This is a genomic window from Nocardia sp. NPDC058705 (genome assembly GCF_042749305.1).
GTDB lineage: Bacteria > Actinomycetota > Actinomycetes > Mycobacteriales > Mycobacteriaceae > Nocardia.
On record NZ_JBHYRN010000007.1, the window covers coordinates 224,862 to 249,420 of the forward strand.

The 24,559-nt window shown below is 65.7% G+C and carries 23 protein-coding genes and 2 pseudogenes; 10 read left to right on the forward strand and 15 right to left on the reverse strand.

All coding sequences use genetic code 11. From position 1 onward, the window contains the following. Positions 1 to 123: 123 nt before the first annotated feature. Entirely contained in the window at positions 124 to 1,596 is a 1,473-nt protein-coding gene (locus ACFW6D_RS12365) for an FAD-dependent oxidoreductase (RefSeq protein ID WP_379327517.1), read from the reverse strand. A 174-nt stretch (positions 1,597 to 1,770) separates the two neighbouring features. Here ACFW6D_RS12365 and ACFW6D_RS12370 point away from each other — a divergent pair, with 174 nt between their 5' ends. Continuing rightward, positions 1,771 to 2,262, forward strand: coding sequence for a glutathione peroxidase (locus ACFW6D_RS12370; protein ID WP_379327519.1), 492 nt, complete (start codon positions 1,771 to 1,773; stop codon positions 2,260 to 2,262). Here the strand turns inward: ACFW6D_RS12370 and ACFW6D_RS12375 are convergent. The 3 genes from ACFW6D_RS12375 to ACFW6D_RS12385 are packed head-to-tail and all read right to left on the reverse strand — an operon-like array spanning position 2,253 to position 6,538. Beyond that, entirely contained in the window at positions 2,253 to 3,473 is a 1,221-nt protein-coding gene (locus ACFW6D_RS12375) for a hypothetical protein (RefSeq protein ID WP_379327521.1), read from the reverse strand. The genes ACFW6D_RS12370 and ACFW6D_RS12375 overlap by 10 nt on opposite strands. Next, positions 3,449 to 5,071, reverse strand: coding sequence for a serine/threonine-protein kinase (locus tag ACFW6D_RS12380; protein ID WP_379327523.1), 1,623 nt, complete (start codon positions 5,069 to 5,071; stop codon positions 3,449 to 3,451). The genes ACFW6D_RS12375 and ACFW6D_RS12380 overlap by 25 nt, the downstream gene beginning before the upstream one ends. Before the next feature lie 39 nt (positions 5,072 to 5,110). Then, complete coding sequence (locus ACFW6D_RS12385) at positions 5,111 to 6,538, reverse strand: MFS transporter (RefSeq protein ID WP_379327525.1); 1,428 nt, start codon at positions 6,536 to 6,538, stop codon at positions 5,111 to 5,113. A 173-nt stretch (positions 6,539 to 6,711) separates the two neighbouring features. On the opposite strand from ACFW6D_RS12385, the gene ACFW6D_RS12390 reads away from it, so the two are divergent. Continuing rightward, positions 6,712 to 7,536 (forward strand): SAM-dependent methyltransferase, encoded by an 825-nt coding sequence (locus ACFW6D_RS12390; RefSeq protein WP_379327527.1) that lies wholly within the window; start codon positions 6,712 to 6,714, stop codon positions 7,534 to 7,536. A gap of 63 nt (positions 7,537 to 7,599) precedes the next feature. On the opposite strand, the gene ACFW6D_RS12395 is transcribed toward ACFW6D_RS12390, so the two are convergent. Beyond that, complete coding sequence (locus tag ACFW6D_RS12395; protein ID WP_379327529.1) at positions 7,600 to 8,349, reverse strand: SDR family oxidoreductase; 750 nt, start codon at positions 8,347 to 8,349, stop codon at positions 7,600 to 7,602. An 87-nt stretch (positions 8,350 to 8,436) separates the two neighbouring features. Between ACFW6D_RS12395 and ACFW6D_RS12400 the strand changes: the two genes are divergently transcribed. Then, positions 8,437 to 9,300, forward strand: coding sequence for a helix-turn-helix transcriptional regulator (locus ACFW6D_RS12400; protein WP_379327531.1), 864 nt, complete (start codon positions 8,437 to 8,439; stop codon positions 9,298 to 9,300). A gap of 44 nt (positions 9,301 to 9,344) precedes the next feature. Here the strand turns inward: ACFW6D_RS12400 and ACFW6D_RS12405 are convergent, their stop codons facing one another. Continuing rightward, positions 9,345 to 9,833 carry a VOC family protein gene (locus tag ACFW6D_RS12405; protein ID WP_379327533.1) on the reverse strand — a complete coding sequence of 163 codons (489 nt, stop codon included), beginning with the start codon at positions 9,831 to 9,833 and terminating at the stop codon, positions 9,345 to 9,347. 112 nt (positions 9,834 to 9,945) lie between these two features. Here ACFW6D_RS12405 and ACFW6D_RS12410 point away from each other — a divergent pair, with 112 nt between their 5' ends. Continuing rightward, positions 9,946 to 10,371: a heme-binding protein gene (locus ACFW6D_RS12410; protein ID WP_379327535.1), complete on the forward strand. Its 426-nt coding sequence runs from the start codon at positions 9,946 to 9,948 to the stop codon at positions 10,369 to 10,371. A 582-nt stretch (positions 10,372 to 10,953) separates the two neighbouring features. Here the strand turns inward: ACFW6D_RS12410 and ACFW6D_RS12415 are convergent. Both ACFW6D_RS12415 and ACFW6D_RS12420 read right to left on the reverse strand, forming a co-directional pair. Then, positions 10,954 to 11,076 (reverse strand): hypothetical protein, encoded by a 123-nt coding sequence (locus ACFW6D_RS12415; RefSeq protein ID WP_379327536.1) that lies wholly within the window; start codon positions 11,074 to 11,076, stop codon positions 10,954 to 10,956. A gap of 122 nt (positions 11,077 to 11,198) precedes the next feature. Continuing rightward, complete coding sequence (locus ACFW6D_RS12420) at positions 11,199 to 15,650, reverse strand: hypothetical protein (protein ID WP_379327538.1); 4,452 nt, start codon at positions 15,648 to 15,650, stop codon at positions 11,199 to 11,201. A gap of 160 nt (positions 15,651 to 15,810) precedes the next feature. Between ACFW6D_RS12420 and ACFW6D_RS12425 the strand changes: the two genes are divergently transcribed. From ACFW6D_RS12425 to ACFW6D_RS12435, 3 genes are all read left to right on the forward strand, one after another. Continuing rightward, complete coding sequence (locus tag ACFW6D_RS12425) at positions 15,811 to 16,620, forward strand: hypothetical protein (RefSeq protein WP_379327540.1); 810 nt, start codon at positions 15,811 to 15,813, stop codon at positions 16,618 to 16,620. Positions 16,621 to 16,731: 111 nt separating this feature from the next. Beyond that, positions 16,732 to 17,628, forward strand: coding sequence for a helix-turn-helix transcriptional regulator (locus ACFW6D_RS12430; RefSeq protein ID WP_379327542.1), 897 nt, complete (start codon positions 16,732 to 16,734; stop codon positions 17,626 to 17,628). Between the two features lie 131 nt (positions 17,629 to 17,759). Continuing rightward, entirely contained in the window at positions 17,760 to 18,653 is an 894-nt protein-coding gene (locus ACFW6D_RS12435; RefSeq protein WP_379327544.1) for an ADP-ribosylglycohydrolase family protein, read from the forward strand. Positions 18,654 to 18,774: 121 nt separating this feature from the next. Here ACFW6D_RS12435 and ACFW6D_RS12440 read toward each other — a convergent pair whose 3' ends face one another. Continuing rightward, positions 18,775 to 19,137: a hypothetical protein gene (locus ACFW6D_RS12440; protein ID WP_379327546.1), complete on the reverse strand. Its 363-nt coding sequence runs from the start codon at positions 19,135 to 19,137 to the stop codon at positions 18,775 to 18,777. Between the two features lie 28 nt (positions 19,138 to 19,165). Beyond that, positions 19,166 to 19,569 (reverse strand): annotated as a pseudogene (locus tag ACFW6D_RS12445) (transposase family protein); the annotation flags it as partial. A gap of 172 nt (positions 19,570 to 19,741) precedes the next feature. Between ACFW6D_RS12445 and ACFW6D_RS12450 the strand changes: the two are divergent. After that, on the forward strand, positions 19,742 to 20,884 hold the full coding sequence (locus tag ACFW6D_RS12450) for an alpha-hydroxy-acid oxidizing protein (RefSeq protein WP_379327548.1): 1,143 nt from the start codon (positions 19,742 to 19,744) through the stop codon (positions 20,882 to 20,884). A 209-nt stretch (positions 20,885 to 21,093) separates the two neighbouring features. Here ACFW6D_RS12450 and ACFW6D_RS12455 read toward each other — a convergent pair whose 3' ends face one another. Together ACFW6D_RS12455 and ACFW6D_RS12460 are read right to left on the reverse strand one after the other, a co-directional pair. Then, entirely contained in the window at positions 21,094 to 21,495 is a 402-nt protein-coding gene (locus ACFW6D_RS12455) for an SgcJ/EcaC family oxidoreductase (protein ID WP_379327550.1), read from the reverse strand. Next, on the reverse strand, positions 21,492 to 21,902 hold the full coding sequence (locus tag ACFW6D_RS12460) for a hypothetical protein (protein ID WP_379327552.1): 411 nt from the start codon (positions 21,900 to 21,902) through the stop codon (positions 21,492 to 21,494). The genes ACFW6D_RS12455 and ACFW6D_RS12460 overlap by 4 nt, the downstream gene beginning before the upstream one ends. Positions 21,903 to 21,989: 87 nt before the next feature. Between ACFW6D_RS12460 and ACFW6D_RS12465 the strand changes: the two genes are divergently transcribed. Continuing rightward, positions 21,990 to 22,808, forward strand: a complete 819-nt coding sequence (locus ACFW6D_RS12465) for a helix-turn-helix domain-containing protein (RefSeq protein ID WP_379327554.1) — start codon at positions 21,990 to 21,992, stop codon at positions 22,806 to 22,808. Positions 22,809 to 22,933: 125 nt separating this feature from the next. Here ACFW6D_RS12465 and ACFW6D_RS12470 read toward each other — a convergent pair whose 3' ends face one another. Next, positions 22,934 to 23,344: a hypothetical protein gene (locus ACFW6D_RS12470; RefSeq protein WP_379327556.1), complete on the reverse strand. Its 411-nt coding sequence runs from the start codon at positions 23,342 to 23,344 to the stop codon at positions 22,934 to 22,936. 200 nt (positions 23,345 to 23,544) lie between these two features. Between ACFW6D_RS12470 and ACFW6D_RS12475 the strand changes: the two genes are divergently transcribed. Continuing rightward, on the forward strand, positions 23,545 to 24,003 hold the full coding sequence (locus ACFW6D_RS12475) for a hypothetical protein (RefSeq protein ID WP_379327558.1): 459 nt from the start codon (positions 23,545 to 23,547) through the stop codon (positions 24,001 to 24,003). A 117-nt stretch (positions 24,004 to 24,120) separates the two neighbouring features. On the opposite strand, the gene ACFW6D_RS12480 is transcribed toward ACFW6D_RS12475, so the two are convergent. Both ACFW6D_RS12480 and ACFW6D_RS12485 read right to left on the reverse strand, forming a co-directional pair. Further along, positions 24,121 to 24,321 carry a hypothetical protein gene (locus ACFW6D_RS12480; RefSeq protein ID WP_379327560.1) on the reverse strand — a complete coding sequence of 67 codons (201 nt, stop codon included), beginning with the start codon at positions 24,319 to 24,321 and terminating at the stop codon, positions 24,121 to 24,123. A gap of 31 nt (positions 24,322 to 24,352) precedes the next feature. After that, positions 24,353 to 24,559 (reverse strand): annotated as a pseudogene (locus ACFW6D_RS12485) (IS630 family transposase); the annotation flags it as partial.

Here is a 24,559-nt window from a genome sequence, read left to right on the forward strand (position 1 = left end):
CGTTCGTTGTTCGGCGCGCCTGCTCACGGGCGTGAAAATGCCGTGAGCGCAGCCGGACTCGTCGTCGGGCGTGGCGCTGCAAGCAGAGTACTGACAGAGCGCGCCCGGTGGGTCGTGCGCGGCTCAGCCCGCCGCCGCGGCTTTCCCGGCGCGACGACCGTAGAAGCTGCCGTCACCGAGCGAGGCCCCGCTGACATACCCGTACGCGCACAGCCCCGACGTGCAGCGACCCGCCGCGAACAGCCCGGCGATCGGCTCACCGCTCACGTGCAGCACCCGCGAATCCAGGTCGGTGCGCAGCCCGCCGAGGGTGAATCCGGCGGTGAATCCGCGCAGGTCGAAGCAGGCGAGCGACCCGGTGATCGGCCGCACCCATTCGGGTTTCTTGCCGAGCAGTGGGTCGGTGCCGTGCTCGGCGTGCTGGTTGTAGGTGGCGACGGTGGTCTGCAATGTCTGTGCGGGCAAACCCATCTCGGCCTCGAGCTCGGCGACCGTCTCGGCGACCCACTTCGGCTGGAAACGGAAGAACGGGGTCGCGCTCTCGGTTTCCAGGGCCTCCTCCAAGGAGGTTTCGTCGATGATCAGGAACGCCTGATTGTCGTTCTGCAGCAGCGTCGCCTGCCCGATCCGGCCCGGGTAGGTGTCCTCAGTGACGTAACGCTGGCCGCGCCCGTTGACGAGGATGCCGCGCGCCATCATCTGCGGATCGCCGAAGATGGCCACCTCGCTGGCATCCATGTGCGCGAGTTCGGCGCCGAGCGCTTGAGCCAGCCGGATGCCGATCCCGTCGTGCTCCTCGATCGCCGCGCCCGGCCTGCCGCTCAGCCGAGGGGTGTAGCGGTCGATCATCTCGGTGTCGTAGGCGAAGCTGCCGGTCGCCAGCACCACCCCGCGCGCGGCCCGCACGAAAACAGGCTTGCCGTAGGTGGTCGCCAGCACGCCGACCACCCGGTCCTCATCGTCAACGACGAGCCGACGGATGCGCGTGTCGTACTCGACGTCGATATCGAGTCCGGCGACGGTGTCCGCAAGGGGTTTCATCAGCATGTACCCGCCGCTGCGCTCACCGATCTTCTTGCCCGCCAACTCCGGAACATGGCCGCGCGGAGCAGGTTCGGCGATGTCGAGGAACGGCGCGGCGTTCTCCCCACCGGAATACATCAGTCCCTCGTCGTGCGGGGGTTCCCAGCCGGGCTCGCCCCAGAACGACTCCTTGAACGGCACCCCGCAGTCGACGAGCCAGTTGTAGTGCTCGACGCTGCCCGCGCAGTAGTCGTCGATCTTGGCCTGGTCGACGCCGGGCCCGAGCGCCGCGGTGAGGAAGGCCGCCATGTTCTCCGGGGTGTCGTCGAAGCCGAGCGCCTTCTGCAGCGGGGTGCCGCCGCCGAGGTAAACGAACCCGCCTGCCAGCGCTGCCGCCCCGCCCCACCCGCCGGTCCGTTCCAGGATGAGCACCTTCGCGCCGGCCCGCGCGGCTTCGATCGACGCGCACACGCCGGCGATGCCGAATCCGGCAACCACGACATCGGCCTCGAAATCCCAGTGCGTCACCTCGCTCGCGCGCAGCGGGCGGACGGTGTCGATCCGATGGGGCATGTCGCTCACGGTGTTCCTCCGGTGCTCGGGCGTCGTCGCCATTACTGGAATGGTGCCGTCAACCGCGCCACAAAACAAGAACGTGTTACAGATTCTTCCGCCGAGCGGGACACTCGCCCACCTCCGGTACGGTGGCGGGCGACAGCGACAGCGACGAGATCTGGTGGTGATGTGATGAGCGCGAACATCCGAGACATTGCGGTGCAAACCCTGGCGGGCGAGGACACCACGCTGGGCGAACTGGCGGGTGAGCGGGCGGTGCTGCTGGTCAACGTGGCATCCAAGTGCGGCCTGACCCCGCAGTACGGCGCCCTCGTGGAACTGCAGAAGACCTACGGCGAGCGCGGTTTCACCGTGATCGGCTTCCCGAGCAACCAGTTCATGGGCCAGGAGCCGGGCAGCGCCGAGGAGATCCAGGAATTCTGCTCGGTCACCTACGGCGTCGACTTCCCGCTGCTCGCCAAGGCCGATGTCAACGGCGACGACCGGCACCCGCTCTACACCGCACTGGTCGAGACCGCCGATGCCGACGGCGCGGCGGGCGACGTGCAGTGGAACTTCGAGAAGTTCCTCGTCGGTCGCGACGGCACGGTCGCGGGCCGGTTCCGCCCGCGCACGACCCCCGACGCCGCCGAGGTTGTGCAGGCGATCGAAGCTCAGCTCTGAGAGTTCGCCAGCAGCGCGTACTGTGCCGCCGCCTGCTGGCGAACCCCCGCCGGTTCGGCGCCGCTGACGAACGCGCCGTAACGGCGGTAACTCACATAGCAGCGGGTTAGTGCAGGTGCACTGCCCGCCCGACGTTCGGCGCACCGCGCCTGCGGCACACCTTCGGGCGCTGAGACGGGATGCGCGGCCGCGCTGAGCGTGTCCTGCCAGGTGGTGCCGAAAGCGGTCGCCGCGGCCTCGTCGCGGAACCGGAACAGCGTGGTGCTGTAGGAATGCGCGACGCCGTCCACACCGCCGCGATCCCATGCCGCGCCGAGCTCGGCGGGTTCGGCGGGACGGAAGTGCAGGCTCGCGCGACCCGACCACGGGGCGAACTCGCGTGAGGAGATAGCGATCTGCTGATTGGCCGGGCCGGGAATCAGGGTGCGGCGCAACAGATCGTCGGGGTCGCGGGGGAGTTCTGCGATCTGGTCGGGTGCGGTCGGCGTGAAGTTGTCGAGCAGCGGGATCTGGGCGTCGAGGACCGCCGCGACGCGCTTGGCGAGGGCGTCGATGTCGGGGGAGGGGTGCTGCAGGAACATGCTCACCACGATCTCGCCGTGCGCGAAGGTGGCGCCGATCGTTTTGATGCCCGGTCGCCAATGTGCGTGTGCGGCAGGGTAACCGGGGATCGGCACCGGCCGGTTGTCCGGGCTCACCCCGAAATCGGTCGCCTCTAGATCGCGCGCCGCTTCCTTGGCGGTCGCGGCGCCGGGAAACCGCAACAGCACGACCCTGGTGATCCGCGCATCGGTCTCGATCGCCGGTTTCGTCTTGTCGAACGCCTGGCTGCCTTCGGCGATATCGAAGCCGACGATCATCCGGTGCCGTTCCAGCACAGGCAGATTGACATTCGAGATGGCCGAGACCTCGGACGTTCGTCGCGGCGTGTCCAAGACGTCGGTGCCCCAGTTGTAGGTCAGCGCCGGATCGATCTCGTGCGGAAACACCACCGCTCCCGCCATCCGCAGACCTTCCAGAATCGGGCCGTCCGTGGGCTTTCGGCCCGCGTCGATATCGGCGGGAGCGGTCGTATAACTGCCCACGTCCAGGGATCGAACATCGATCTCACCGGGGATCGCGGCACCCTCGACGGTGCCGCAGCCGACGAGCAGAACAGCCAACGCGCCGAGAGCGAAGCGCGCGGTCACAGGGGTGCGGTGCTCAACCATTGGTCGATCATCTCCTGATGGGTGTGGCCCTTCCAGTACACCTGGAGCAGCACAGTCGAATACGGTGCGGCATCGAACCGCACCAGCAGCCAAGGCCCGGTGGAGCCGTTGAAACTGTGCACGGTCATCGGCCTGCCGTAGCGTGACCGCAGCTGCTGGGTCGGCCCGGCGGGCAGGGTCGAGACGAACCGGTCGACGGTCTCGGCATCCTTGTGCGCGAGGAGCTGTAGTTGCAGTCCCTCGCGATCGGTGCAGTCGAAACCGGTGTCCCACACCGAATCAGCGTTCTTCGTCGCGAAACTGCACCGGAACCCCCGATATCCTTCACTGTCGGGATTCGCGGGCAACAGGTCGGGGAACATGGCGATGGTCGGCCGCGCTGCCGCCCAGGCGTCGACCGTGGTGGTCGGCGTGGCGGTCGTTGTCGTCGGAACCGCACCGTTGTCGCCTGATCCCCGGTTCACGAGCACGGCAGTCGCGATAGCCAGCACGAGCACCAGCCCGACGGCGCTCACCGTCCACCACACCGCCTTACCGCGACGCGTGGCCCCGTCCGGTTGTGCCCGACTCTCGACACCGAGCGCACGCTCATCCGGAGCGCCGATTCCAGGTGCGGCCCAAGCCGGTCCGCTCGGCCCGGCGTCTTGCAGACGCGGGCTGCCCTGATGAGCGCCGAGCAACGGCTGACCTGTGCCACCGGTGAACAGCGTTGCCCCACTGCCCGACTCGGGCGCGGTGAACGGTTGCGTCGGAGCGATTCCACTCGTCAGCGCTGTGGTGGCCGCCGCGACCATCTCCGCGCAGGTGGCGAACCGGTGACCGGGATCCTTGGCCAACGCCCGCTCGAACACCGGGTCGGCCGCGGCCAGCCCGGGCACCATCGCGCTGATCCGCGGCACCGGTTGCATCAGATGCGCCGCCACCAACGCACCCGCACTGGTAGCGGTATACGGCGGACACCCAGCCAGTAGGTGAAAAAGCGTGCACGCCAACGAATACTGATCCGAACGCGGACTCGCACCACGCCCGTCGAGCTGCTCGGGCGCCGCGTACCGCAGTGTCGCCACCAGCGACCCGGTCTCGGTCAGCGCGGTGCCCTCGTCGACCGCCTTGGCGATGCCGAAATCGGTGAGCAGCACCCGCTGACCGCCCCCGTTGGCGCTCTCGCTGAGCAGAATATTGGCCGGTTTGACGTCGCGGTGCAGCAACCCGGCCGCGTGCGCGTAGTCGAGCGCATCGGCCGTCGACCGCGCGATATGCAACGCCCGCTCCGGCGCCAACGCCCCCGCCCGCACCGCCGATTCCGCATCGGAGCCCGCGACGTACTGCATCGCGATCCACAGCCGACCGTCCTCGCTACCCCGATCGTGGATCGCCACGATATTGGGATGATCCAGCCGCCCCGCCAGATCGGCCTCCCGCTCGAACCGCCCACGGAACACCGGATCCGCCGAGTAGGAGGAGTGCAGCAACTTCACCGCGACCAGCCGCGGCAACCTCGGATGCCGGGCGGCGAACACACTGCCCATCCCGCCCGACCCGAGCACCCGCTCGATGCGATAACCGGCGAAGATGTCACCGGCCCTGAGCTCGTGCATGGTGCCACGCTAGCCCAGGACCGGCGTCCTCGCGATCGTTCAGCGGCGGATCCGGCGCACGGCGATCGTCGCCGAGACAGCGGCGACGAGGGTGGTCGCCGCGCAGATCAGGTGCACGACCGCCACCGCGTCGGCCGTCGATGCCGTGGTCGTCCCCGCGAGTTCGAAGAACACCGAACCGATGCTCGCGATCCCGACGACGATCCCCATCTGCACACCGGTCACCAGAATCCCGCTGGCATCGGCAGCGAGCGTGATCGGCACTGCGGCCAGCGCCCGCGTCATCAACGGACTGAACGCCAACCCGTTGCCGAGCCCGTACAGCCCGAACGCGATCGACGCCGCAGGCCCCACCCCCGCACCGTCACCCAGCAACCACGCCAGCCAACCCAGCGACATCGCGCTCGCGACGAGGCCGAAGGGAATCATCAGCGTGTGCCATCGAGCCGGAACGCGTTGCCAGTACAGCCCCGCCACCGCGAACGCGACACCCATCGGCAAGAACTGCACGCCCGCCCGCAGCGCGCTGTAGCCGAGATCGCTCTGCAGGTGAATCGCGCTCACGAACAGCCACCCGCTGAAGGTCCCCATCACCAGCAACAGCGTGGCGGCCGTGGCGATCAGCCCGGGCGCCCCGACCACCTGCGGCGCGAACAGCGGATCGCGACCATGCCCGGCAACCGCGCGCTCGACCAGCACGAACACCACCAGCCCGAGCACACCCGCACCCAGACACAGCCATGACCACAGCGGAAAGCCGAGTTCACGCCCGAGCACCAACGGCACAACCAACAGCAACACCGTTGCCGTGAGCGTCACCAGTCCCGGCCCGTCGACCGTTCGATCCGTGCGCCCCGCGGTGACCGGCAGCACCCGCGGCGCCAGCACCAGCAGTGCGAGCCCGAGCGGCACGTTCACCAGGAACACCGCCCGCCAACCACTGCCCGCCACATCCGCGTCGACGATCAACCCACCGAGAATCTGCCCGGCCACCACGCCACCGGAGACGATCGCCGCATAAATACTCAGCGCCCTCGCCCGGGCGGCCCCGGCGAAAGTGCGCTGGATCAACGTCATCACCTGCGGCACCATCGCCGCCGCACCCACCCCCTGACCGAATCGGAACACCATGAGCGAGGCCTCGTTCCACGCCAGCCCACAGGCCAGCGAGGTCAGCGTGAACACGACGAGCCCCGCGACGAACACACGACGCTGAGTGAACCGGTCACCCAGTCGCGCACCGCCCACCAGCAGCGCCGCGTATGCGATCACATAACCGGCGACGATCAATTGCAGTGCGGCGCCGCTGGTATCGAGGTCGGCGCGAATAGACGGGATGGCGACGTTGACGATGGAACCGTCGAGCACCGCCATGAACTGGGCGGTGAGGATGACGACGAGCAGGGCGATCGAACGCCTGCCCGCCGCAGGTTCGGGCACTGGTGCCGGTCTGAGCATCTGGATCATCCACTGATCGTCGGCCGGTCGATGTGGCGTGAATAGGAGCCCACCGATACGGGTACTCCGAATACCCGACTACGCGACCGACCATGTCTGGTGTCGGAATAGCTTGTCCAACAACGCAACCGATGATCTAGGCTGAATTCGTCCACTCGGTTCGATGCCCGAAAGGCGCCCCGATGTCTTCTGCCGCTTACCCCAGCGCTGTGCCGGTCGGGGTCGACACCACCCGTGCGAGTATCGCGCGTGTCTACGACGCCGCCCTCAACGGCAAGGACAACTTCGACGTCGACCGCGAGGTACTCGACCAGGTCCGCACCGTCGCCCCGCAGGTCAACGACCTCGCCTGGGCCAACCGCGACTTCCTGATCCGGGTCTGCCGCTTCCTCGCCAGGGCGGGCGTCGACCAGTTCCTCGACCTCGGATCGGGCCTGCCGACCGCGGAGAACACCCACCAGGTCGTCCAGCGGGTCAACCCCCAGTCCAAGGTCGTCTACGTCGACAACGACCCGTCGGTCCTCGTCCACGCCGCCGCACTGCTGGCCAGCAACAGCCGCACCCGCATCGCCGAAGCCGACATCTTCCGCCCCCTCGAGGTCCTCGGCAACGAAACGGTCCGCCGCGAACTCGACTTCACCCGTCCGGTGGCCCTGTTCCACATCGGCACCCTGCACCACTACCTCGGCGAAGACGGCCCCGCCCTGATGCAGACCTACATCGACGCCCTGCCGTCCGGTTCGTTCGTCGCCATCGCCCACTTCCACGACCCCGAGACCGCCGAATACAGCGAGCTCGCCCAGAAGATGGAAGAGAAGTTCATCCACAGCCCGATGGGCAGCGGCCGCTTCCGCACCCGCGACGAAATCCAAGCCATGTTCGGCACCCTCGACATGGTCGAACCCGGCCTCGTCCGCTGCGACGACTGGTGGCCCGACGGCCCCCACCTCACCCCGCTGTCCGACGTCCGCAACTGCATCGTCGGCGGCGTCGGCCGCAAGCGCTAGATCTCACCACGCGAGAATTGCCGCTGCGTGTGCACGGCCGGTCATGTTCCGCCGGATGCGCTCTCAGACCATGCCGCCGTTGGCGCGCACCGTCTGGCCGTTGACCCAGTGACCGGCGGGGCTGGTGAGGAAGGCGACGACATTCGCGATGTCCTCGGGAGTGCCGAGGCGTTCGAGCGGCGGGTTCTTGGCGAGCGCGTCGATCAGTTCGGGTGACTTTCCGTCCAGGAACAGGTCGGTCGCGGTCGGGCCGGGAGCGACGGTGTTGACGGTGACATCGCGCCCGCGCAACTCTCGGGCCAGGAGCAGCGTGATTGCCTCGACCGCGGCCTTGCTCGCGGCGTAGGCGCCGTAGGTCGGGAGCTGGGTGCCCACGACCGAGGTCGAGAACCCGACGAACGAACCACCGGCGCGCACCCGCCGCGCGGCTTGCTGTGCCACGACGAACGTGCCGCGAATGTTGGTGCGGTGCAACGCGTCGAGCACGCTGAGGTCCAGGTCGGCAATCGTGGACAGGGCCAGCCGACCGGCGCAGTTCACGACGACGTCGACGCCACCGAACTCGGCCTCGGCGCGGTCGAAAAGCGCGGCCATCTCGTTCTCGTCGGCGACGTCGGCTTTGACCGCGATCGCAGTGCCGCCCGCCGCGGTGATCGCGGCGACCGTCGCGTCCGCGGCGGCGGTGTTGCCCGCGTAGGTCAATGCGACGGCCAGCCCGTCGGCAGCGAGCTTCTCGGCGACGGCGCGGCCGATACCGCGGGAACCGCCGGTGACAATGGCGACCCGTCGGGCCGCGGAAGTTGTGTTGGTCATGCCGTCCACGATTGCCGCTGTTGCCACCGGTAACAAGGGGACCTCACCCCCAGGGTCCGCGACCCGGACCTGGCGCACACTGGAGCCATGCCATCGGCCAAATACACCGAGCTGGGCGCATTCCTGCGCTCGCGGCGTGAGCGGATCCGGCCCGAGGACGTCGGCCTGGTGCCCGGGCACCGGCGCCGGGTCGCGGGGCTGCGGCGCGAAGAGGTCGCCCAACTGGCCGGCGCATCGGTGGACTACTACACCGAACTCGAGCGCGGCGCGGGCTCGCAACCGTCCGAGCAGATGCTCGCCGCGCTCGCGCGCGCCCTTCGGCTCACCTTCGACGAGCGCAATCACCTGTTTTCGCTGGCCGCACGTTCGGCCCCGCCGCGGACCGGCGCCGCCGTCCACGTCCATCCCGCCATGATGGACCTGCTCACCCGCCTGACCAGCACACCCGCGCTGATCATCACCGACTTGCACGCGACCCTGGTCCAGAACCCCCTCGCTGTCGCCTTGCTCGGTGACCAATCCGGTCATCGCGGAAAACGATCGAGCTTCGTCTACCGCTGGTTCACAGACCCCGAATCGCGGCGCCTGTATCCGGCGCAGGACCACGCGACACAATCACGCGCCTTCGCCGCCGACCTGCGTGCCGCCGCGGGCCGCCGCGACGCCAAGGACACCGAAGCCGCCACGATGATCGATGAACTGCTGCGACTCTCCCCGGAGTTCGCCGCCCTGTGGGCCGAACACGAGGTTGCCTTCCGTCGCGACGATCGCAAACGCATCGTCCACCCGAGTCTCGGCCTGCTCGAGGTCAATTGCCTCAACCTCTTCAGCGAGGACGGACGCCAACGCCTGCTCTGGTTCACCCCCGCACTGGGAACCGACAGCGCCGACGCCCTCGACCTCCTCGCCGTCCTCGGCACCCAGCAGTTCGACGCGAACGAAAAACGCTGAGCCGCGACTTCGAGCACGACGAGGTGGCCTGGTTGTACGGAGCTTCAGTTGGCGAAGCCGCCCTTGGGCGCGATGATCTCGAGGTTGGTGCCGTCGGGGTCGTTGAAGTAGGCCACCTGCGTGCCGAGCGCCGAGTCGGGAGTGACCTCGCCCGCGGTGAAGGTGTAGTCCTCGCCGAGGAAGTCGTAACCGGCTTCCTTCATGCGGGTGTAGACCGCATCGAAGTCGTCGACCTGCAAACACAGGTGCATCGAACCCGGGCGGTTGGCCTTGCCGTTGGTGGGCTCGCCGACGGGGTCGCGGAATTCGATGAGGTCGATCCCGATGTTGTCCAGGTTGATCGTCGCGTAGCGCAGCCGGGCATTCGACAGGCCCTGTGAGCCGCCGAACGCAACACTGTCCATCTCGCCGGATGCGACGGGATCCCGGCCGGTGAGTGCCGAGTAGTACGCGATGGAGCGGTCGAGGTCGGCGACGGAGATGCCGACATGGGCGCCCTTGGTGAGGCCGATGGGAGTAGAAGCGGTTGCCATTGCGTGAGCTCCTCTTTTAGTTGCTGACGCCTGTAGTTGCAGGCGCGCGTTAATGCTGGCATGATTAGTACGCGTACGCAACTACCTTCGAATGCATGTCTGGAGTAGAAAAATGGTGGATTCTTCTGTGATTGCCGGTCAGCTCACCATCGCCGACGCGGAGGCTCTCGTGGCTACCGCTCGTGCGTCGGCCGAGGCGAACGGCGTGCTGGTCAGCGTCAGCGTGGTGGATTCGGGCGGAAACCTGTTGGCGTTTCGCCGCGATGATCGTGCTGTCCTGATCTCGGGTGAGACCAGCACCCGCAAAGCTTTCACTGCTGTGCAGTTGAACGCCGCGACCGCCGATGTCGTCGATGCCGTGAAGCCCGACGGGCCGTTCCATTCACTGCAGACAGCGCTGGATCGTCCCTTGCTGTTCATCGCCGGCGGGGTTCCAGTGTATCGGGGCGGGCGGCTGGCAGGCGCGATCGGCGTCGGCGGCGGGGCGCCCGAGCAGGACCATGCCTTCGCCACCGCAGCCGTCGCGGCCCTCGACTAGCCTGCCGCGGGCTCCAGGACCACCGCGGGTCGTGCGGTGAGGCAGAATGTAGAGGTGAACGATAGATCGAAGCCGAGGCTCGGGGGGCCTGCCGTCATGGGATCGACAGGTGTCGCGACGCATGTCCGCGGGTAATTCGATGTCAGATCACGAAGCGGGCCCTGTATCGGCCCGGTGGACGTCGGTTCGATGCTGTGGAGCGGTGGAAGTGAGAAGACAGTGAAGCCCGCCGACGATGGTGCCGGTGCGGCCGAAAAAGGCAAGTCGAACGTCGTTCGACTACCGAAGCGACCTCGCCGCGGCCGCGACGACATCGACGAAATGCGCCGCCGCCCCTGGCTCGCCGACCACGACGCCGCCCCCACCCGCCCGGTAACTCGCGCGGAGCTCCAAAGTCAGACAGGAGCGTGGCCGGCCGACGCGGCTACCCCGCCGGCCCCCGACCACGACGAGAACGTGATCGACCTACTCGCCTCTCGCCGCAACCGCGCCGACACCGACGCGTCACCCCGCATCGGTCGACCGAGGGTAAGACCGCGCCGAATCAGCTCCGGCGATCGAAAGCCGGACGACACCACTCCGTCATCGCCGGACATAGCAGACTGAATCGCTGGCCGTCAGCCACCGCAGTTGTTCATCGCCGCGGCCGAGATACTCCTCGGCCAAGTAGCGACCCATCCCAGTGGTGATCACGATGGTGCGCATTCAGTCCTCCTGACCGACAGCACTCGTCAGCAGGTTCGCCGAATCGCATCGCCCGCCCGGGCTGGATGCCGGGTCGTTTGCTGAAAGTGGTTGAACATCATACTGATCCGTGCATTCATCGATCAGGTGTTTCGTGAAAACCAAGCGTCCTCGAACATTTCGTGCAACGGACGAGGTGGGAGCAGGACGGCGTACGGGCCGATGATGTCCTTGTCGTCGATGCGGACCAGATGACGGTCGAGCTTCGCGGTCTCCAAGGGAAGGTGCGGTGGCGTCATCTTCGCGGTCCACGGCCCCGGGATGAATGCGGTGCGTCCGGCCCTGGCGCGCTTGTCCTCGACAACCAACCGCCGGGCGACGAGTTCGGCCTGGGCCTTCTTGTGCCGCGTGGGCGTCCAGTTGTTGAAGCGGCGCACCGCACGGTCGGTGGGACGGGCCAGGGTCAACAGTTGGAGGTACAGCGCCGCGGCATCCGGGCTCGCGCCGATGGCTGCCGACACTCGCTCGACCAACTCGGGAACGCTGTGTCGCGGGTCTGCTTCGTAGTGACCGGCGGCCACCGGTGTGGTGGCGGCGCGGTCGACGAGCCGGGACAAACCGGTCACGAGAGTTTCCTCGCAGCGGATCGCATGGGTCAGTTCCGTCAACCCATGATCCGCACAGACGTGCAGGCTTCGGGCGACAGTGTCGGGGTCCGCAAGAGCGGCGGGGCGCAGGAAGGTCGAACGGTGCCACTCGTGCGCGTCGACGACGATCAGGCCGTTGTCGTACACGATCCGGTCCCGCGGAGTGACCGTGAAGGTATCCGGTCCGAAGAGCTCGGCGGAGAAGTACTCCGAGTGAATACCGACGAGCAGCGAGGGAGCATGCCATCGCGCTCGGAGTCGATCATGCAGCTCGTCGATCCCTCCGCTGTCCGGATCCGCGACGGGCCGTTCGGTGAGGGCCCACGCCAGTGCGGTCGCCGGTCCCCGAAAGGGATTCCACTGCCGCAGGTAGGCCGCACTCGTATCGCCGTGATACAGATCGAGCCATCCGTGCCGGTTCACTCGTAGGTGGCAGCGCAGGTCCTTGGTTGCGATGGTCGTGTGCTGCGGATGCGCCAGCGCCAGCGCGAACGATCCGGACAGGCCGGTGGAAGCTTCGAGTTCGATGATCAGTTCCTCGGACACGTACAGCTGCCTGCCCAGCAGTTCGTTCCACACCGCCGCCATTCGTTCGGCGGCGGCGAGATCGCCGTCGTCGGTCCACAATTCACTGACGTCCTCAGGTACGCCTGCGGCCAGTAGCCGATGGCGACCTGCCCAATCGAGTTGCCGCGAGAAGTGCTCGTACTGTTCGGCGACCGCGGAATTCGCGCGATATGGCTTGGTCCGGACCATCTTGTCGTGCGCATCGTGCAGGCTCGCCAGCCCGCCCCCGAATCCGCATCGCCGTGGCATCCCGTCCAGTGCCAGCCGGGCGATCGGTTCGCGGACACCGGTGAGTTCGACGAAGTGCCGAACCGCCTTCTCGCTCGGGGTGCGCGGTCCGTGCTGGGACAACAGGTCCAAAAGCCGTTCGATGCGGGAGGCATCATCGCGGGTGATGGAGACGGTGCGGACCTCGGTCGCGTCCGCCGGTGGCGCGATGTCAGCGGGTTGCACGAACGAGCCCCCGCGCAGCAAGGTGCGTTCGAGGGTGGAGGGTTCGGTCCGTTCCCATCGGCCGATCCGCCATTCACCGGGAACCGCGAATGGTTGCGCGACCCAGGTTGTCAGCAGGGCGACCAGGGCGAGGCGTTCGGTTTCGGGTGTACGGGCGTTGATCGCGCGTCGAACAACCGCGTCGATGTGGCCGAGCAGGGGTGTCCAATCGATGGGCGGTGCGGGTGGGCTGATCCGGCGCACGGCGTCATCGATGTCGCCGGCCAGGTAGCGGCCGTCCGCGGCGAGAGCGGTGAGAGTGGCGGGCACGACGGTGGAGTGAGTGTTCGTGTGGTGGTCGAGCAGACCGAGCAGCGCGGGGAGAAGTTCGGAATCCGGCGTCGGGACAGGTGCGCAGACGAGGACCCCGGATCGAATCGTCGCCACTCGCCGGGAGATTCGTTCGCGGGTGGCGACCAGCTGGGCCGCCCGGTCGGCCTGTGCGCGCACGCCGTCGACGAGTGGGGGAGCGGTGATGCCCGAAGGCATGACGGCGTCGGCCAGCAAGGCGCGCGCGCCGACCGCGTCGAGTTCGCGCAGGGCAGTCGACCCCGCGGGATCACGCGGGATCAGGAAGTGCCAGAACGCCGGGGGCGGAAAGGCCCCGCGATCGCGCGGCTCGGTGCCTACGTCCCACAGCGCACTGTCACCATCGTGGGCGCGTATCGGGCCGAAGCCAGTGGCGCCTGCGGAGGAGCCGCAGGTCATGATCAGGTCGCTGTCGCGCTCGGGGAAACGAACCAGACCCCATGGATCGCCGATACCTCTGCCACCGGTGAAGGTGGCGCGGCGGCCGTCGACGGATTCCAGCACCCAACCGGCCCAGTCGTTGCGGTCGGACATGATTCGGAAGCCGCTGACACCCGCCACCGAACCGAGTGGCGAGGAGGTGACTCCCTGCGGCAATGAGACGTAGGAAAGCGACCTGCTCGAGATTTCCTTGTCAGCGGGCAGGCTTCTTTCGGTGAAAAACGCGGGAAGTGAGAAACTTTCCGCAGGCGCGCCGCTGCTGGGATCCAGCTCGGCCCAGGTGGCCCGACCGTCGAATCCCCACACCTGTGCACCGTCGCTCAACTGATACCGGCGGTCCGCGACGCCATGGCGGTCGCCGGATCGCAGGATTCGCTGACCGTCGTGACGGCCGTCGGGCGTGGCGAACTGATACCCGAGGCCGTCGTATGTGTTGCTGCGGCAGGCGACCATGCCATACGAGTCGGTGGGGGTGAACTTCTCGTCGGGTGCGCTCGTCCAGAACGCACGATTCGGGTGAAACGTCTCGGTATCGCTGTAGCCGACCAGGAAATCGCCGCCCGCGTAGAACACCGCCCGCAGATGTTTGCGGGTGGAGATGGTGAACTCGGTCTCGGCCACGGCGGCGTGCGGGTCGATCACCACGGCACGGTTGCGGTTGTAGAGGGTGAGCATCGGCCAGGTGGCCGTGACGCCCTGTGCGCCGTCCAGCTCACTGATCGCCGCTTCCCAAGCGGGCCAGTGGAATTCGCTCGGAATCCCGGCTCGTAGCGTGCGGAGCAACGGGTCGATGCCGTCGAGGGCGGCCAGTGCTTCCTCGATGCCGTCCAGCGCCTGCACAGTCGGTAGGTCGAGCAGTCCGTCGAGTTCGGCGAGTGCCGTTTCGGCATCCAACAGACCGCCGCTCGCGACTCGTTCGATGAGGGCGACGATGCGGGTGAACACCGACCGTTCGATGCCGGGATTGTCCGGCAGACGGACGATGGCAGTGGTGGTGGTTCGGCTGTCCGCGTGCACCACACTTTCCAGTCGCGGGCCGAGGACCGGATCGGCGGCCAAGGAGATGAGGTCGCGCCGCGATCGAGCGCCCCAGAACTGCATTCGGCTGCCCGTGGGGCCCTCCACACCGGCGCCCACCGCCAGCAGTGCGTCGGCGAGTTCGGTGTCGAGGTGCGCGTGGCCGAATCGACCGCGTGCCATGGACACCGGCTTCCCGGATTCCTTCAGTCGGGGGCCGATCCGCTCGATCAGGTCGAACAGTTCGGGTGGCATCTGTTGTGCGGTCACGCCGCCGTAAGGCACCTCGACGAAGCTGTACATGAAGAAGAAGTCGCTGATCCACTGAGCCGGTCCGTCTGGGAAATCGAGTGTTCCGGCTGCCAGCCCGTCTATCGCGCCCACCGCGTCGAGCAGCCGCAACAGCGCTGATCCGTCGGTGGCGGTCTCCGGGAACACGGTCAGCAGCGGCTCGACGTCCTGCGGCGGTGCCTGCGCGAATACCTTCGCCGCACCGTCGAGCAATCCGTCGGGAATCTTCTGGGAGGTGCAGGCCACGAGCACATCACGCAGAACTTCGGAGTCCGCTTCGATACCCAGTCCCGCGGCCTTCGCCGAGGCGCGCACACGGCGGTGCAGATCCGCGCCGAGTGACGCACCACCCTGTGCCAGTGCCACGAGCAGCCGAACGAACGCGTGATGCGCCTCCTGTGCCGATCCCAAACTGCTCAGCCAGCGTTGATGAGCCGCGACCTCTTTGACCGGCAACGCTCCCGCGCGAGCGAACAACAGGGTGTTCTCCCTGTGGTAGTCCACGTGCACCGGCAGCGAATGCTCTCGTTCGGCCGCCCGTGCCCGCCCGTACGCGCTGATCGCCGCCGTACGGTACCGCGAGTCCCCTTGCGAGGCACTCAGCCAGTGCCCGACCATGTCCCACAGCCAGGGTCGATGTCGCTCGGGCAATCCTTCTGTCTGCCAGTCGACGTCATCGACGAAGGCGCCGGGCTTGCGCGTCTTCCTGAATTTCTCCCGGAGGGTCATTACGAGGTCCTCCGCGCTGGTGAGAGCATCGGGATCGAAGTGGCGCACCCAGTCCGAGTACAGCGTCGAGTCCAGGGGGTCGGTGGGCGGCAAGATCAGCATGCGATGGATTGTTGCAAACAGGGGTGACATCTCACGTTCGGCAATAGGCTGTAAACCCCTGAGCTGCAGCAGTTCTGCCATGTCGGGCACTGTGTCGGCGCCATGGCTGGCTCGGCTGGGATCTGACCGCTAATGTCGGCTGGACTGTAGGGAGGGCTGAGTGCCGCGCACTTCGGATTCGACGCCGGGGGACCGTGCCCCACAGGAGAATTGGTCCACGGTGCGCGTCGACAGGGTGCGCACCCCCAGAATTCAGAAGGCAACGATGAGCACGATCCCCGTCCACCTACCGCTTCCCACCGAAATTCGCCGGCGGTGGACCGCGCTAGCGCTGATCCAGCACGCGATCGGTCTCGGCGACGACATGATTTCGATGCACCGCACACCGTTCTCGACAGTGTGGACATTCGACGACGACGGCGGTGGCAACTGGGCACAGCTGACCTGCCTGGACGATGGACGCGCGGCTATCTGTGGCAATGACCATGAGAGTTCCGAGCGGCAATTTCTGCCGCAATGGCCCGAGGCGGAAGTTCCGGTTCAGGTCGCCGGGGTACCCGAGTGGTGGATCGATTCGCTGAGCGAGATATCGAGCCGCGCGCGCCCTGTCGGGTTCGTCTACGGATTCGATGATTCCGGCTGGCGCCGCGCCTCCTACGCGCACGACGACGGCGCCGAGTATCTGCTCGAGTCGGCGACCTCCGACGCGGTGACGATTCGCGAGGCCGTCGAAGCTTTGGACCTCGCCTTCCAGGATGTCATCGACGACCTCGCCGAGGAGGCGATCGACGATGAGGACTGGGCGGAACCCGAATACACCCCGGAACTCGGAGCTCTGACGGCACTCGTCGCGGCTGGTGCCGCTGCCACCGTGGATATGGTTCGCGCTGCGTGCAGCCCGGTTCCGTGTGCGGAGGACTCTGTCGTCGAGGCGCTGGAAGGCTTCGGCGGGACCGAGGTGCTCCGGTAGAGGTCGGATCCCTGTGCGGGACTTGCTCATTCGCGAGTGCTGGACACGCCGCGTCGATCCGGGTACCAGCACCACCTGGATACCAGGATCGACATCGGCGACGATTGTGTGATGAGTGATCTGGTCGACCTACGCTCGGTGCGCACCGAGCGCCGAGCCCAACTCGGCGCGTTCCTGAAATCGCGTCGCGCCAAGATCGCCCCGGCCGATGTCGGGTTGCCGTCCGGCTCGCGTCGTCGCACGCCTGGGCTGCGGCGCGAGGAAGTTGCCCAATTGTCGGGAATCGGGACGACCTGGTACACGTGGCTCGAGCAGGGCCGTCGGATCAACGCCAGCACTCAGGTTTTGGATGCCGTCGCTCGTACGTTGCGTCTCGATCCGACGGAGAAGGCGCATCTGTACCGACTGGCTGATGTGCCGACGGTGCAATCGGCGCAACAGTCCGAGATGCCACCGGGCCTCGCCGCGATTCTGACGCAGTTGAATCCGCTGCCTGCGGTGCTACTCACCGCGAAATACGATGTGCTGGCCCATAATGACGCCTACGCGGCTCTGTGTCCGGGATTCGCCCTGACGACGAAAAGTGTGTTGCGTCAGGTCTTTCTCACCCCCGATTGCTGTAACCCGTACGTGCACAATTCCCATGATCTGCGGCGGATGGTCGCTTATTTGCGTGGCGCCTACGTCAAGTATTTCGGGGATCCGGGCTGGCAGTCATTCGTTGATGAGATGTGTAGCAAGAGTGCATTGTTCGCCGAGTTGTGGGCGAGCAACGATGTCGCAGTGCCGGCAAACCTGGTAAAGGTGATCCAGAACCTGGCTGTCGGTTCGGTCGCGATGCACATGACGAGTATGTCGTTGCCGGTCATCGACGGGGCGTGGGTGCAGGTCTTCACCCCGGTCGACGACACCGAGTCGGCCAAGCTGACGGCGTTGCTGGCAATGACGCCTGAGCAGCGTGGTGCGTCGTGGCAGGCGCATGTCGCTGCCGCGCATCCAGGTGATTGAAAGTACTGGCCAGGGACCGCAGTGGCGGGTTAGATCTGCTGCGGCTCGAGGACATCATGAACGTGGTCTACGTTGCCTTCAGGCAACGTCGGATTCGGGCCGGTGGTCGCGGCGACTGTCAGACTGGCTGGATGAAACCTGATGGTCGGGCACGGGCACTGTCCTCGTTGCGTGGTTTGGCGGTAGGTGACGCGTTCGGGGCATGTTTCGACGACGCGATCAATCGTGGCGCGTTGCGGTCGCGAACCCTGTTGCCCGGGCCGTGGCTGTGGACCGACGATACGCAGATGGCGTGCTCGATTTTCGCTGTGCTCAGTGCCCACGGTCGCATCGATCAGGAGGCGCTGGCCGGTTCTTTCGCTGAGCATTACGACATCTATCGCCGATACGGGCCCGGGACGAGCCGGATCTTGCGGCTCATGCGCCAAAAGGGCTATCACTGGAGTGAACTCGCTCAACAGGCACGTGAGGGGCGGGGTTCCTGGGGCAATGGTGCGTCCATGCGGGTGGCACCGCTGGGTGCGTGGTTCGCTGATGACCTGGACCGGGTTGTTGAAGAGGCGACAGCTTCGGCGGTGGTCACCCATACCCACCCCGATGCTGTAGCCGGTGCGGTCGCGGTGGCTGTTGCTGCTGCCTTGTTCTCGACGCAACCGCAGCTACGTCGTAGTCAGTTTCTCGAAACGGTCGCTGCCTGGACGCCAACCGGCCCTGTCCGAGACAAGATCACCAATGCCGAGGATGTTCGCGATGCTGTCACTGCGGCTGCGGAGCTGGGTGTCGGACACGACACCTCCGCGCTCGATACTGTCCCGTTCTGCCTCTGGGTCGCGGCTCACCACGGCCATGATTTCGCCGACTCGTGCTGGACGGCCGCCTCGGCAGGCGGTGACAGTGACACCACGTGCGCAATCATCGGCGGAATTATCGGTGCCGGCCCCGTCCGCGAGATCGTGCCGCCCGAATGGTTCGCGAGCTGCGAGCTGCTACCTGAATGGGCAACCGCGGCTATACCGCTTGCCTGAAGACGCGCTGTAATGCCGCTGGGCGTGCGGTCGCGGTGACAGATGTCGTGATCAAGTGACGCCGAGCGCGATCGCGACAGTGGTCCGCCGCCGATGAGAATCGCAAGCAGCTCGACGGGTGCTACCAGGTACCAGGACTTTTCACGTCCCACGACAGCCGGATCTGAGGTTTGGTCTGCAGTGTCACAGGCTCGTTCGTGAGATCCTGAAGCCACAGCCGCAGACCTTCGTAGTCGGCCGGGCCTCTGTCGATGCTGAGTCGATCCACTGGGCGAAGACGGCCCAAGTGTGTGTGCTCTTGCTCGCCCGTGTAGATGCTGACGTAGGCCTCGCCTGCGACGGGGTCCAGGGAGAACCGAACGGTCTGCGCTCCTCGGGTCAGGTGGAACGAGTGCAATCCGACGGGCCAGACGAGATCATCGAACTGCCGTGTCGGCTCGTCCTCGAAGAGCCAAATGAGATCGGCGAGCTCGGGAATCTCCATGCGTTGACAGTAGCGGCGGGTCCAGGGTCTGGAGTGCGGTGACCATCTGCCAGATCCAGGCAGCTTTGATGTCGTGGACGCTGCCTGGTAGAGCCGGTGAGAGCCAGACGATCTCACCCTCGGTCGAGGCCAGGACCTGCACATTCATCCCGTGGAGGCGATGTTTGCCCGAGTAGAACGGCCGATCCGCGGCGACTCGATCGATCGGAATCACGGTTCCATTGAGGATCAAATAGCTGTGACCAGCAGCTTTCGCGGTTCGCAACGCCGATTTCAGCCCTGGGCCTGCGCTGACAACAATGTAGTTGTTTCCTCGACGTAGAACCAGGCGGTACTGGTCGAGACGTCGAACCCGGCCGCGAGATCGGTGAACGGTTCGCCTTTATGCAGGTAGACCAGCACAAGCATCGCTTGTTGGCCCGGATGACAACGGCAGTGCGGCACGGTAGAACAACAAGGGAAGCCTCTGGTGGACGAGCGGACTTGGTAATCAGCTCTCTTACCAGGGGCTTCGCCAGTTCGCATGTCGAGCTGGGCGTCAATCATGTTGCTATTCAACAGTCTTCAGCGACAGTATGAAATGGGTTTTGTGTAGACTACCCGCATGGCGTACGGGGGCTACCAGGACGAAATTCGACAACAACACATAATGACGCCACTCAAGGCTGCTGAACTGGAAGAACATGCGTCTAGAGTCATGTCGCCTCAACTGTGGTCCTATGTAGCAGGAGGTGCTGGGGACGAGACCACTCAACGGGCCAATATCGACGCATTCGATCGATGGGGCCTGATTCCACGAATGTTCTCCGGCACCGATGTACGTGACCTGTCGATCAGCTTGTTCGGGATGAAGTTGCAAACCCCGATCTTTACGGCACCGATAGGCGTACTGGGCCTCTGTACACCTGACGGCCACGGCGATCTGGCTGCGGCTCGCACCTCCGCTGCTACCGGCGTGCCATTGACGCTGTGCACGTTTGCTAACGATGCAATGGAAGACGTTACGCCGCTACTTGGCGACACCCCAGGGTTCTTTCAGCTGTACGTGCCCAACGATCGTGAATTGGCCGCGAGCTTCATGAAGCGTGCCGAGTCGGCCGGATGTCGGGCTATTGTTGTCACGCTCGACCAGCCAGTGACGGGTTGGCGGCCACGTGATGCGATCTCGGGTTACTCGCCACCATTGCATGGTCAGTGCCTAGCGAACTACACCACTGACCCCGTCTTTCGCGCCGGCCTCAATGGCGCATCAGGACAAAACATCGATGCAGTTGTCAAACACTTTCTGCGCGTGTTCCCCAACCGAGTGGAGATCTCCGACCTTGTGTGGCTACGGACGCAGACCGAACTCCCGCTAATCGTCAAAGGAATCTGTCACCCTGACGACGTTCGACGCGCCAAAGATGCAGGGGTCGACGGGATCTACTGTTCGAATCACGGTGGTCGCCAAGCTAACGGCGGTTTGCCCGCGCTCGACTCCTTGCCGGCGGTCGTCGCTGCCGCTGATGGACTGCCGGTGCTGTTCGACTCAGGTGTGCGTGATGGCATCGACGTCATCAAGGCTTTGGCTATGGGAGCTTCAGCGGTCGGCGTTGGGCGTCCCTATGCATACGGGTTGGCGCTAAACCAGACACACGGCGCCTCGCAGGTGCTGCGCTCAATTCTTGCCGAGATGGATTTGACCATGGCGGTCGACGGCTACCCCAGCGTAGGGGATCTCAACCCTGCGGCGCTGCAAAAGATCTAGCCCGCCAGAACATGATGCGATGTTGCGTCCTGCAGACATGACACAAATTCTAGAACGATCTCAATCTCTCGGGTTAAAGCTCGGTGCGCTTCGTGACTTCGGCGAGCAGGACCGCGCCCACTACTTGACCGAGCTACTCGACTACCACGGTTGAAATATCGACTCTCGGGTCAGGGCTTTCGAACGTCAGCTCATGCCGCGTACCTGACTCACTGCGGGAACTGGCTGATCCGGGTGTTCTGGAAGGCGGTGAACAGCCAGGTTCCTGTGTGGCACACCGCGAATCGGGTCTGGACGGACCGGGCATCGGGTGGTGCGGTCGCGCCCGGGGGCATGGGGCGATCGCCCACGGTGATCAGCACCGCGACATTCGGTGCAGGGAAGCGCAGCGTGGTGGTTTCGGGTTCGGCCATGCGGGTGCCCCGCATGAACCCGTCGAAGCCCTCCTGCATGACGGTGGCGAGTTCGGTCCGGCCCTGGATGCGTTCCCCGATCACCGATACGAAATCGGCGTCGGGGGTGAACGTGGCGGCGAAGGCGGTGCCGTCACCTGCGGCCCAGGCGTCCATCTGCGCGCGCAGCAGGGCGAGGATGGCGGTTTCGTCGGTCACGACGTCACCGGTCCCCGGCGACGCAGGCCCACGAACTCGAGCGCGGCGAAACTCGCAACGAACGTTGCGCCCGCGAGCAGGAAGACCCGGCCCCAATTCGTCAGCGGAATCAGGTTGATGACAGCGAGCTCGACCATGAGCACCGCTGACAGCGCGTTGACCGCGATGACGACGGCAGCCACGCGAGACGGTAGCTGCGGGTGGCGCGCGATGAGCAGCAGTGCAGCGGCGCCGCCCAGCATGCCGACGCCGAAGGGGATCGACCAGGAGGTCGGCAATCCGAGCGGATCGCGCAATAACGGGGCCGTGGCCAGCAGAAAGGCGCCGAAGACGCCGGTGCTCCAGCCGTCTACCCGCAACGCGGTGCGCAGGCCGGGGCCCGATTCGAAGATGGTCGTCGTGGTCATGATGTCGACGTTGCCAGTGGCCGGTCATCGTCTCAATGACCTCCGAGGTCATGGCACCCGGTCGCGCCGGACCGATAGCGTGGCCGGGTGACGCGTTCGATGCAGGAATCTCCCGTCGGCACACTGCTGAGAGATTGGCGGCAGCGGCGGCGGCTGAGTCAGCTGGAGCTGGCGCTGGCCGCCGACAGTTCGGCACGACATCTGTCCTGCGTCGAGACCGGGAAGGCGCGGCCGAGCCGGGCCATGGTGCTCAAACTCTGTGATGTCCTGGAAGTTCCGCTGCGCGAACGCAATACGGTGTTGCTCGCGGGTGGATTCGCTCCGGAGTATCGAGAGAGCAGCCTGGACGACGCCCATCTCGCCGCTGCCCGTGCCGCGTTGGACACCATGCTGACCGCACACGAACCGTATCCGGCGGTCGCGGTGGACCGGTACTGGAATGTCGTTGCCACCAATCGCGCGATGGGCCTGTTCTCCAACGAGGTCGAAGAGCAGCTGATGGAAGAGCCCAACCTCTACCGCCTGGCCCTGCACCCCGGCCCGCCCGATGCCGCCACACACATGATCAACCACGGTCAGGTCCGGGAATTCCTGCTCGAACGGCTGCTCCGGCAGGTGCAGGCGACAGGCGACCCGATTCTGCGCGCACTGTACGACGAGGTCTCGCAGTACCCGGTCCCGGCGCACACCGAACCCGACCCCGGTGCGCCGACGCCGTTCGCGGTGCCGCTGCGCATCGCCACCCCGGTGGGCGAGCTACGCATGTTCAGCACCATGGTCACCTTCGGGGCACCCTCGGACGTCACGCTCGCGGAATTGGCCATCGAATTGTTCTATCCGGTGGACGAATTCACTGCGGACACGCTGCGCACGCTCTTCACCGCAGATGCCCGAACCTGCCCCTGACCGCTCGCACCGTGGTGGAGTCCGCGAGGTGCGGGCGGCTGGAATCATGAGCCACGCTGAACGCCTCGGCGCGCAAGGATCGAACACGGGCTAACGAACGCTCATGCCGATGACAGTGAGGTCGGTCAACCCGAATCGTGCCGGTCACAGAGCGAGTAGTCCCTATCTGGGCCTACGTGTATGCATTTCGGGAGGAACACGCTCCCAGAGGAAAGAGCAGCATCGAGACGCGCCACCTCTGCTCGGCACTCCGCGTCCAGGTCCCATTCGATGTGCACCACGTGACCAGCCCAGAAATTCGAGACCCACTGGAGAGCGAGGTCGATCTGCTCCCGCATCTCCAGGTGGTACTCGTTCATAGATACCTCGACCCAGCCACGCTCGGAGTCGTATCGACGGTAGTCCGCGAAAACGCCTTCGTACCAGAGATCCTCGGGAGTCAGATCCGAGTCCGAATGCCATCGGAACGTTATAGATGCCTTGGCCGACCGGCCATCGAACGGTCTGGTGCAGCCGCTCGGCTCCGGGTCGTACATTGGCCAGTTTCGGCCACCTGGCGCCCAGGGAACACTCCGCATTCGACGAGCCTGCCAGACATCCTGTTATACCGCGACCCGCGCGATACTGAGGGCCACGGCACAACTGACGAATGCAATCAACTGCCGACTACCGATCGATCGATGCGCGCCGCTCCTTGGGACGAATCACATTCTGGGCGCTATGGAATGCTGGGCCGATGAAGTTGATCGGAAGCGACGGGTACGGGGTGGAGCTGGGAGTGGTTGATTACCAATTTCCGGATGCAGTCGACCCACAGCACCGGCGAAGCTGGTTGATCATCAGCGGGACTGCGCACTCCCCACAGGGGACATGGTCGTTCCGTTGGCTGGCTTTGACTCCGGAGGATGCCGTCGCGTTGTCGCAGTGGCTTCAGCATGCGGCAGGCCTATCTGCTGACAATGAACACCGAAGTGCGCGAATGAGTTTCACCGAGCCGAACTTGACCTTCTCCTACGTCACGGATGAGGCGAGCCTGATCGATCTGAGTATCGGTCTGGATTTGGAGTTCTCGCCGCCGTGGCAACGGAATACCCGTGCGGGCGAACCATTCGTCATCTCGTGTCGGGTCGATGCCGAGTCCTTGTCGGCCGCTGCGGACGATTGGAGCGCCGAGATCGGCTCGTATCCGCCGTGAGGGACGCGCCTGAGTACGAAACGCACTCTTTGGCCGCTGGGCGCGCGGCCACGAACATCCGCTTCTGCCGATGAGCGTGCGATCGTTGGCGACGACAGCAAGGGCCGGGCCCTGCGCTTACGTGTAGATGTTGCGTCCGTACTCCTCTGGCGCCAGGGCGAAGTCGTTCGGTCGTTCAGCGCGGAGTCTGTCGTAACGCCGCTCGAACTCATCGACGGCGTCACCGAGACTGCAGCCGAGTTCGGCCCTGATGCCTTGGAGAGCCGGGAGAATTCTCTCGGCAAGGATGAGTTCGTCTACCGAAGTCTCGTCGATCACGTGAGCAGTCTGCCGGCACATGAACCGCCTCCTAGTGGGCCGTATTTGAAGTTCTTCGGCGGTCAGCCATGGCCAAAATCTGCTCAGCGGTCTTGGTCCAGACGAAGGGCTTCGCTCTCGGGTTCCAGCCGTTGATGAACTCACGGATCTTGGTCGTCAACTCGCGCACGTTGCGGAAGGTCCCGCGGTGGATGGCTTGGCGTTCGATGATGCCGAACCACACCTCGACCATGTTCAT

What these genes read in the sequence shown, in the direction of transcription:
- ACFW6D_RS12470 (WP_379327556.1), bottom strand. Translation starts at nt 23,344, where the DNA reads ATGTACGACCCGGAGCCGAGCGGCTGCACCAGACCGTTCGATGGCCGG.
- ACFW6D_RS12420 (WP_379327538.1), bottom strand. Translation starts at nt 15,650, where the DNA reads ATGCTGATCTTGCCGCCCACCGACCCCCTGGACTCGACGCTGTACTCG.
- ACFW6D_RS12460 (WP_379327552.1), bottom strand. Translation starts at nt 21,902, where the DNA reads ATGACCACGACGACCATCTTCGAATCGGGCCCCGGCCTGCGCACCGCG.
- ACFW6D_RS12365 (WP_379327517.1), bottom strand. Translation starts at nt 1,596, where the DNA reads ATGCCCCATCGGATCGACACCGTCCGCCCGCTGCGCGCGAGCGAGGTG.
- ACFW6D_RS12390 (WP_379327527.1), top strand. Translation starts at nt 6,712, where the DNA reads ATGTCTTCTGCCGCTTACCCCAGCGCTGTGCCGGTCGGGGTCGACACC.
- ACFW6D_RS12380 (WP_379327523.1), bottom strand. Translation starts at nt 5,071, where the DNA reads ATGCACGAGCTCAGGGCCGGTGACATCTTCGCCGGTTATCGCATCGAG.
- ACFW6D_RS12450 (WP_379327548.1), top strand. Translation starts at nt 19,742, where the DNA reads ATGGCGTACGGGGGCTACCAGGACGAAATTCGACAACAACACATAATG.
- ACFW6D_RS12375 (WP_379327521.1), bottom strand. Translation starts at nt 3,473, where the DNA reads ATGGTTGAGCACCGCACCCCTGTGACCGCGCGCTTCGCTCTCGGCGCG.
- ACFW6D_RS12440 (WP_379327546.1), bottom strand. Translation starts at nt 19,137, where the DNA reads ATGGAGATTCCCGAGCTCGCCGATCTCATTTGGCTCTTCGAGGACGAG.
- ACFW6D_RS12395 (WP_379327529.1), bottom strand. Translation starts at nt 8,349, where the DNA reads ATGACCAACACAACTTCCGCGGCCCGACGGGTCGCCATTGTCACCGGC.
- ACFW6D_RS12415 (WP_379327536.1), bottom strand. Translation starts at nt 11,076, where the DNA reads ATGCGCACCATCGTGATCACCACTGGGATGGGTCGCTACTTGGCCGAG.
- ACFW6D_RS12430 (WP_379327542.1), top strand. Translation starts at nt 16,732, where the DNA reads ATGAGTGATCTGGTCGACCTACGCTCGGTGCGCACCGAGCGCCGAGCC.
- ACFW6D_RS12475 (WP_379327558.1), top strand. Translation starts at nt 23,545, where the DNA reads ATGAAGTTGATCGGAAGCGACGGGTACGGGGTGGAGCTGGGAGTGGTT.
- ACFW6D_RS12385 (WP_379327525.1), bottom strand. Translation starts at nt 6,538, where the DNA reads ATGATCCAGATGCTCAGACCGGCACCAGTGCCCGAACCTGCGGCGGGC.
- ACFW6D_RS12400 (WP_379327531.1), top strand. Translation starts at nt 8,437, where the DNA reads ATGCCATCGGCCAAATACACCGAGCTGGGCGCATTCCTGCGCTCGCGG.
- ACFW6D_RS12370 (WP_379327519.1), top strand. Translation starts at nt 1,771, where the DNA reads ATGAGCGCGAACATCCGAGACATTGCGGTGCAAACCCTGGCGGGCGAG.
- ACFW6D_RS12435 (WP_379327544.1), top strand. Translation starts at nt 17,760, where the DNA reads ATGAAACCTGATGGTCGGGCACGGGCACTGTCCTCGTTGCGTGGTTTG.
- ACFW6D_RS12410 (WP_379327535.1), top strand. Translation starts at nt 9,946, where the DNA reads ATGGTGGATTCTTCTGTGATTGCCGGTCAGCTCACCATCGCCGACGCG.
- ACFW6D_RS12405 (WP_379327533.1), bottom strand. Translation starts at nt 9,833, where the DNA reads ATGGCAACCGCTTCTACTCCCATCGGCCTCACCAAGGGCGCCCATGTC.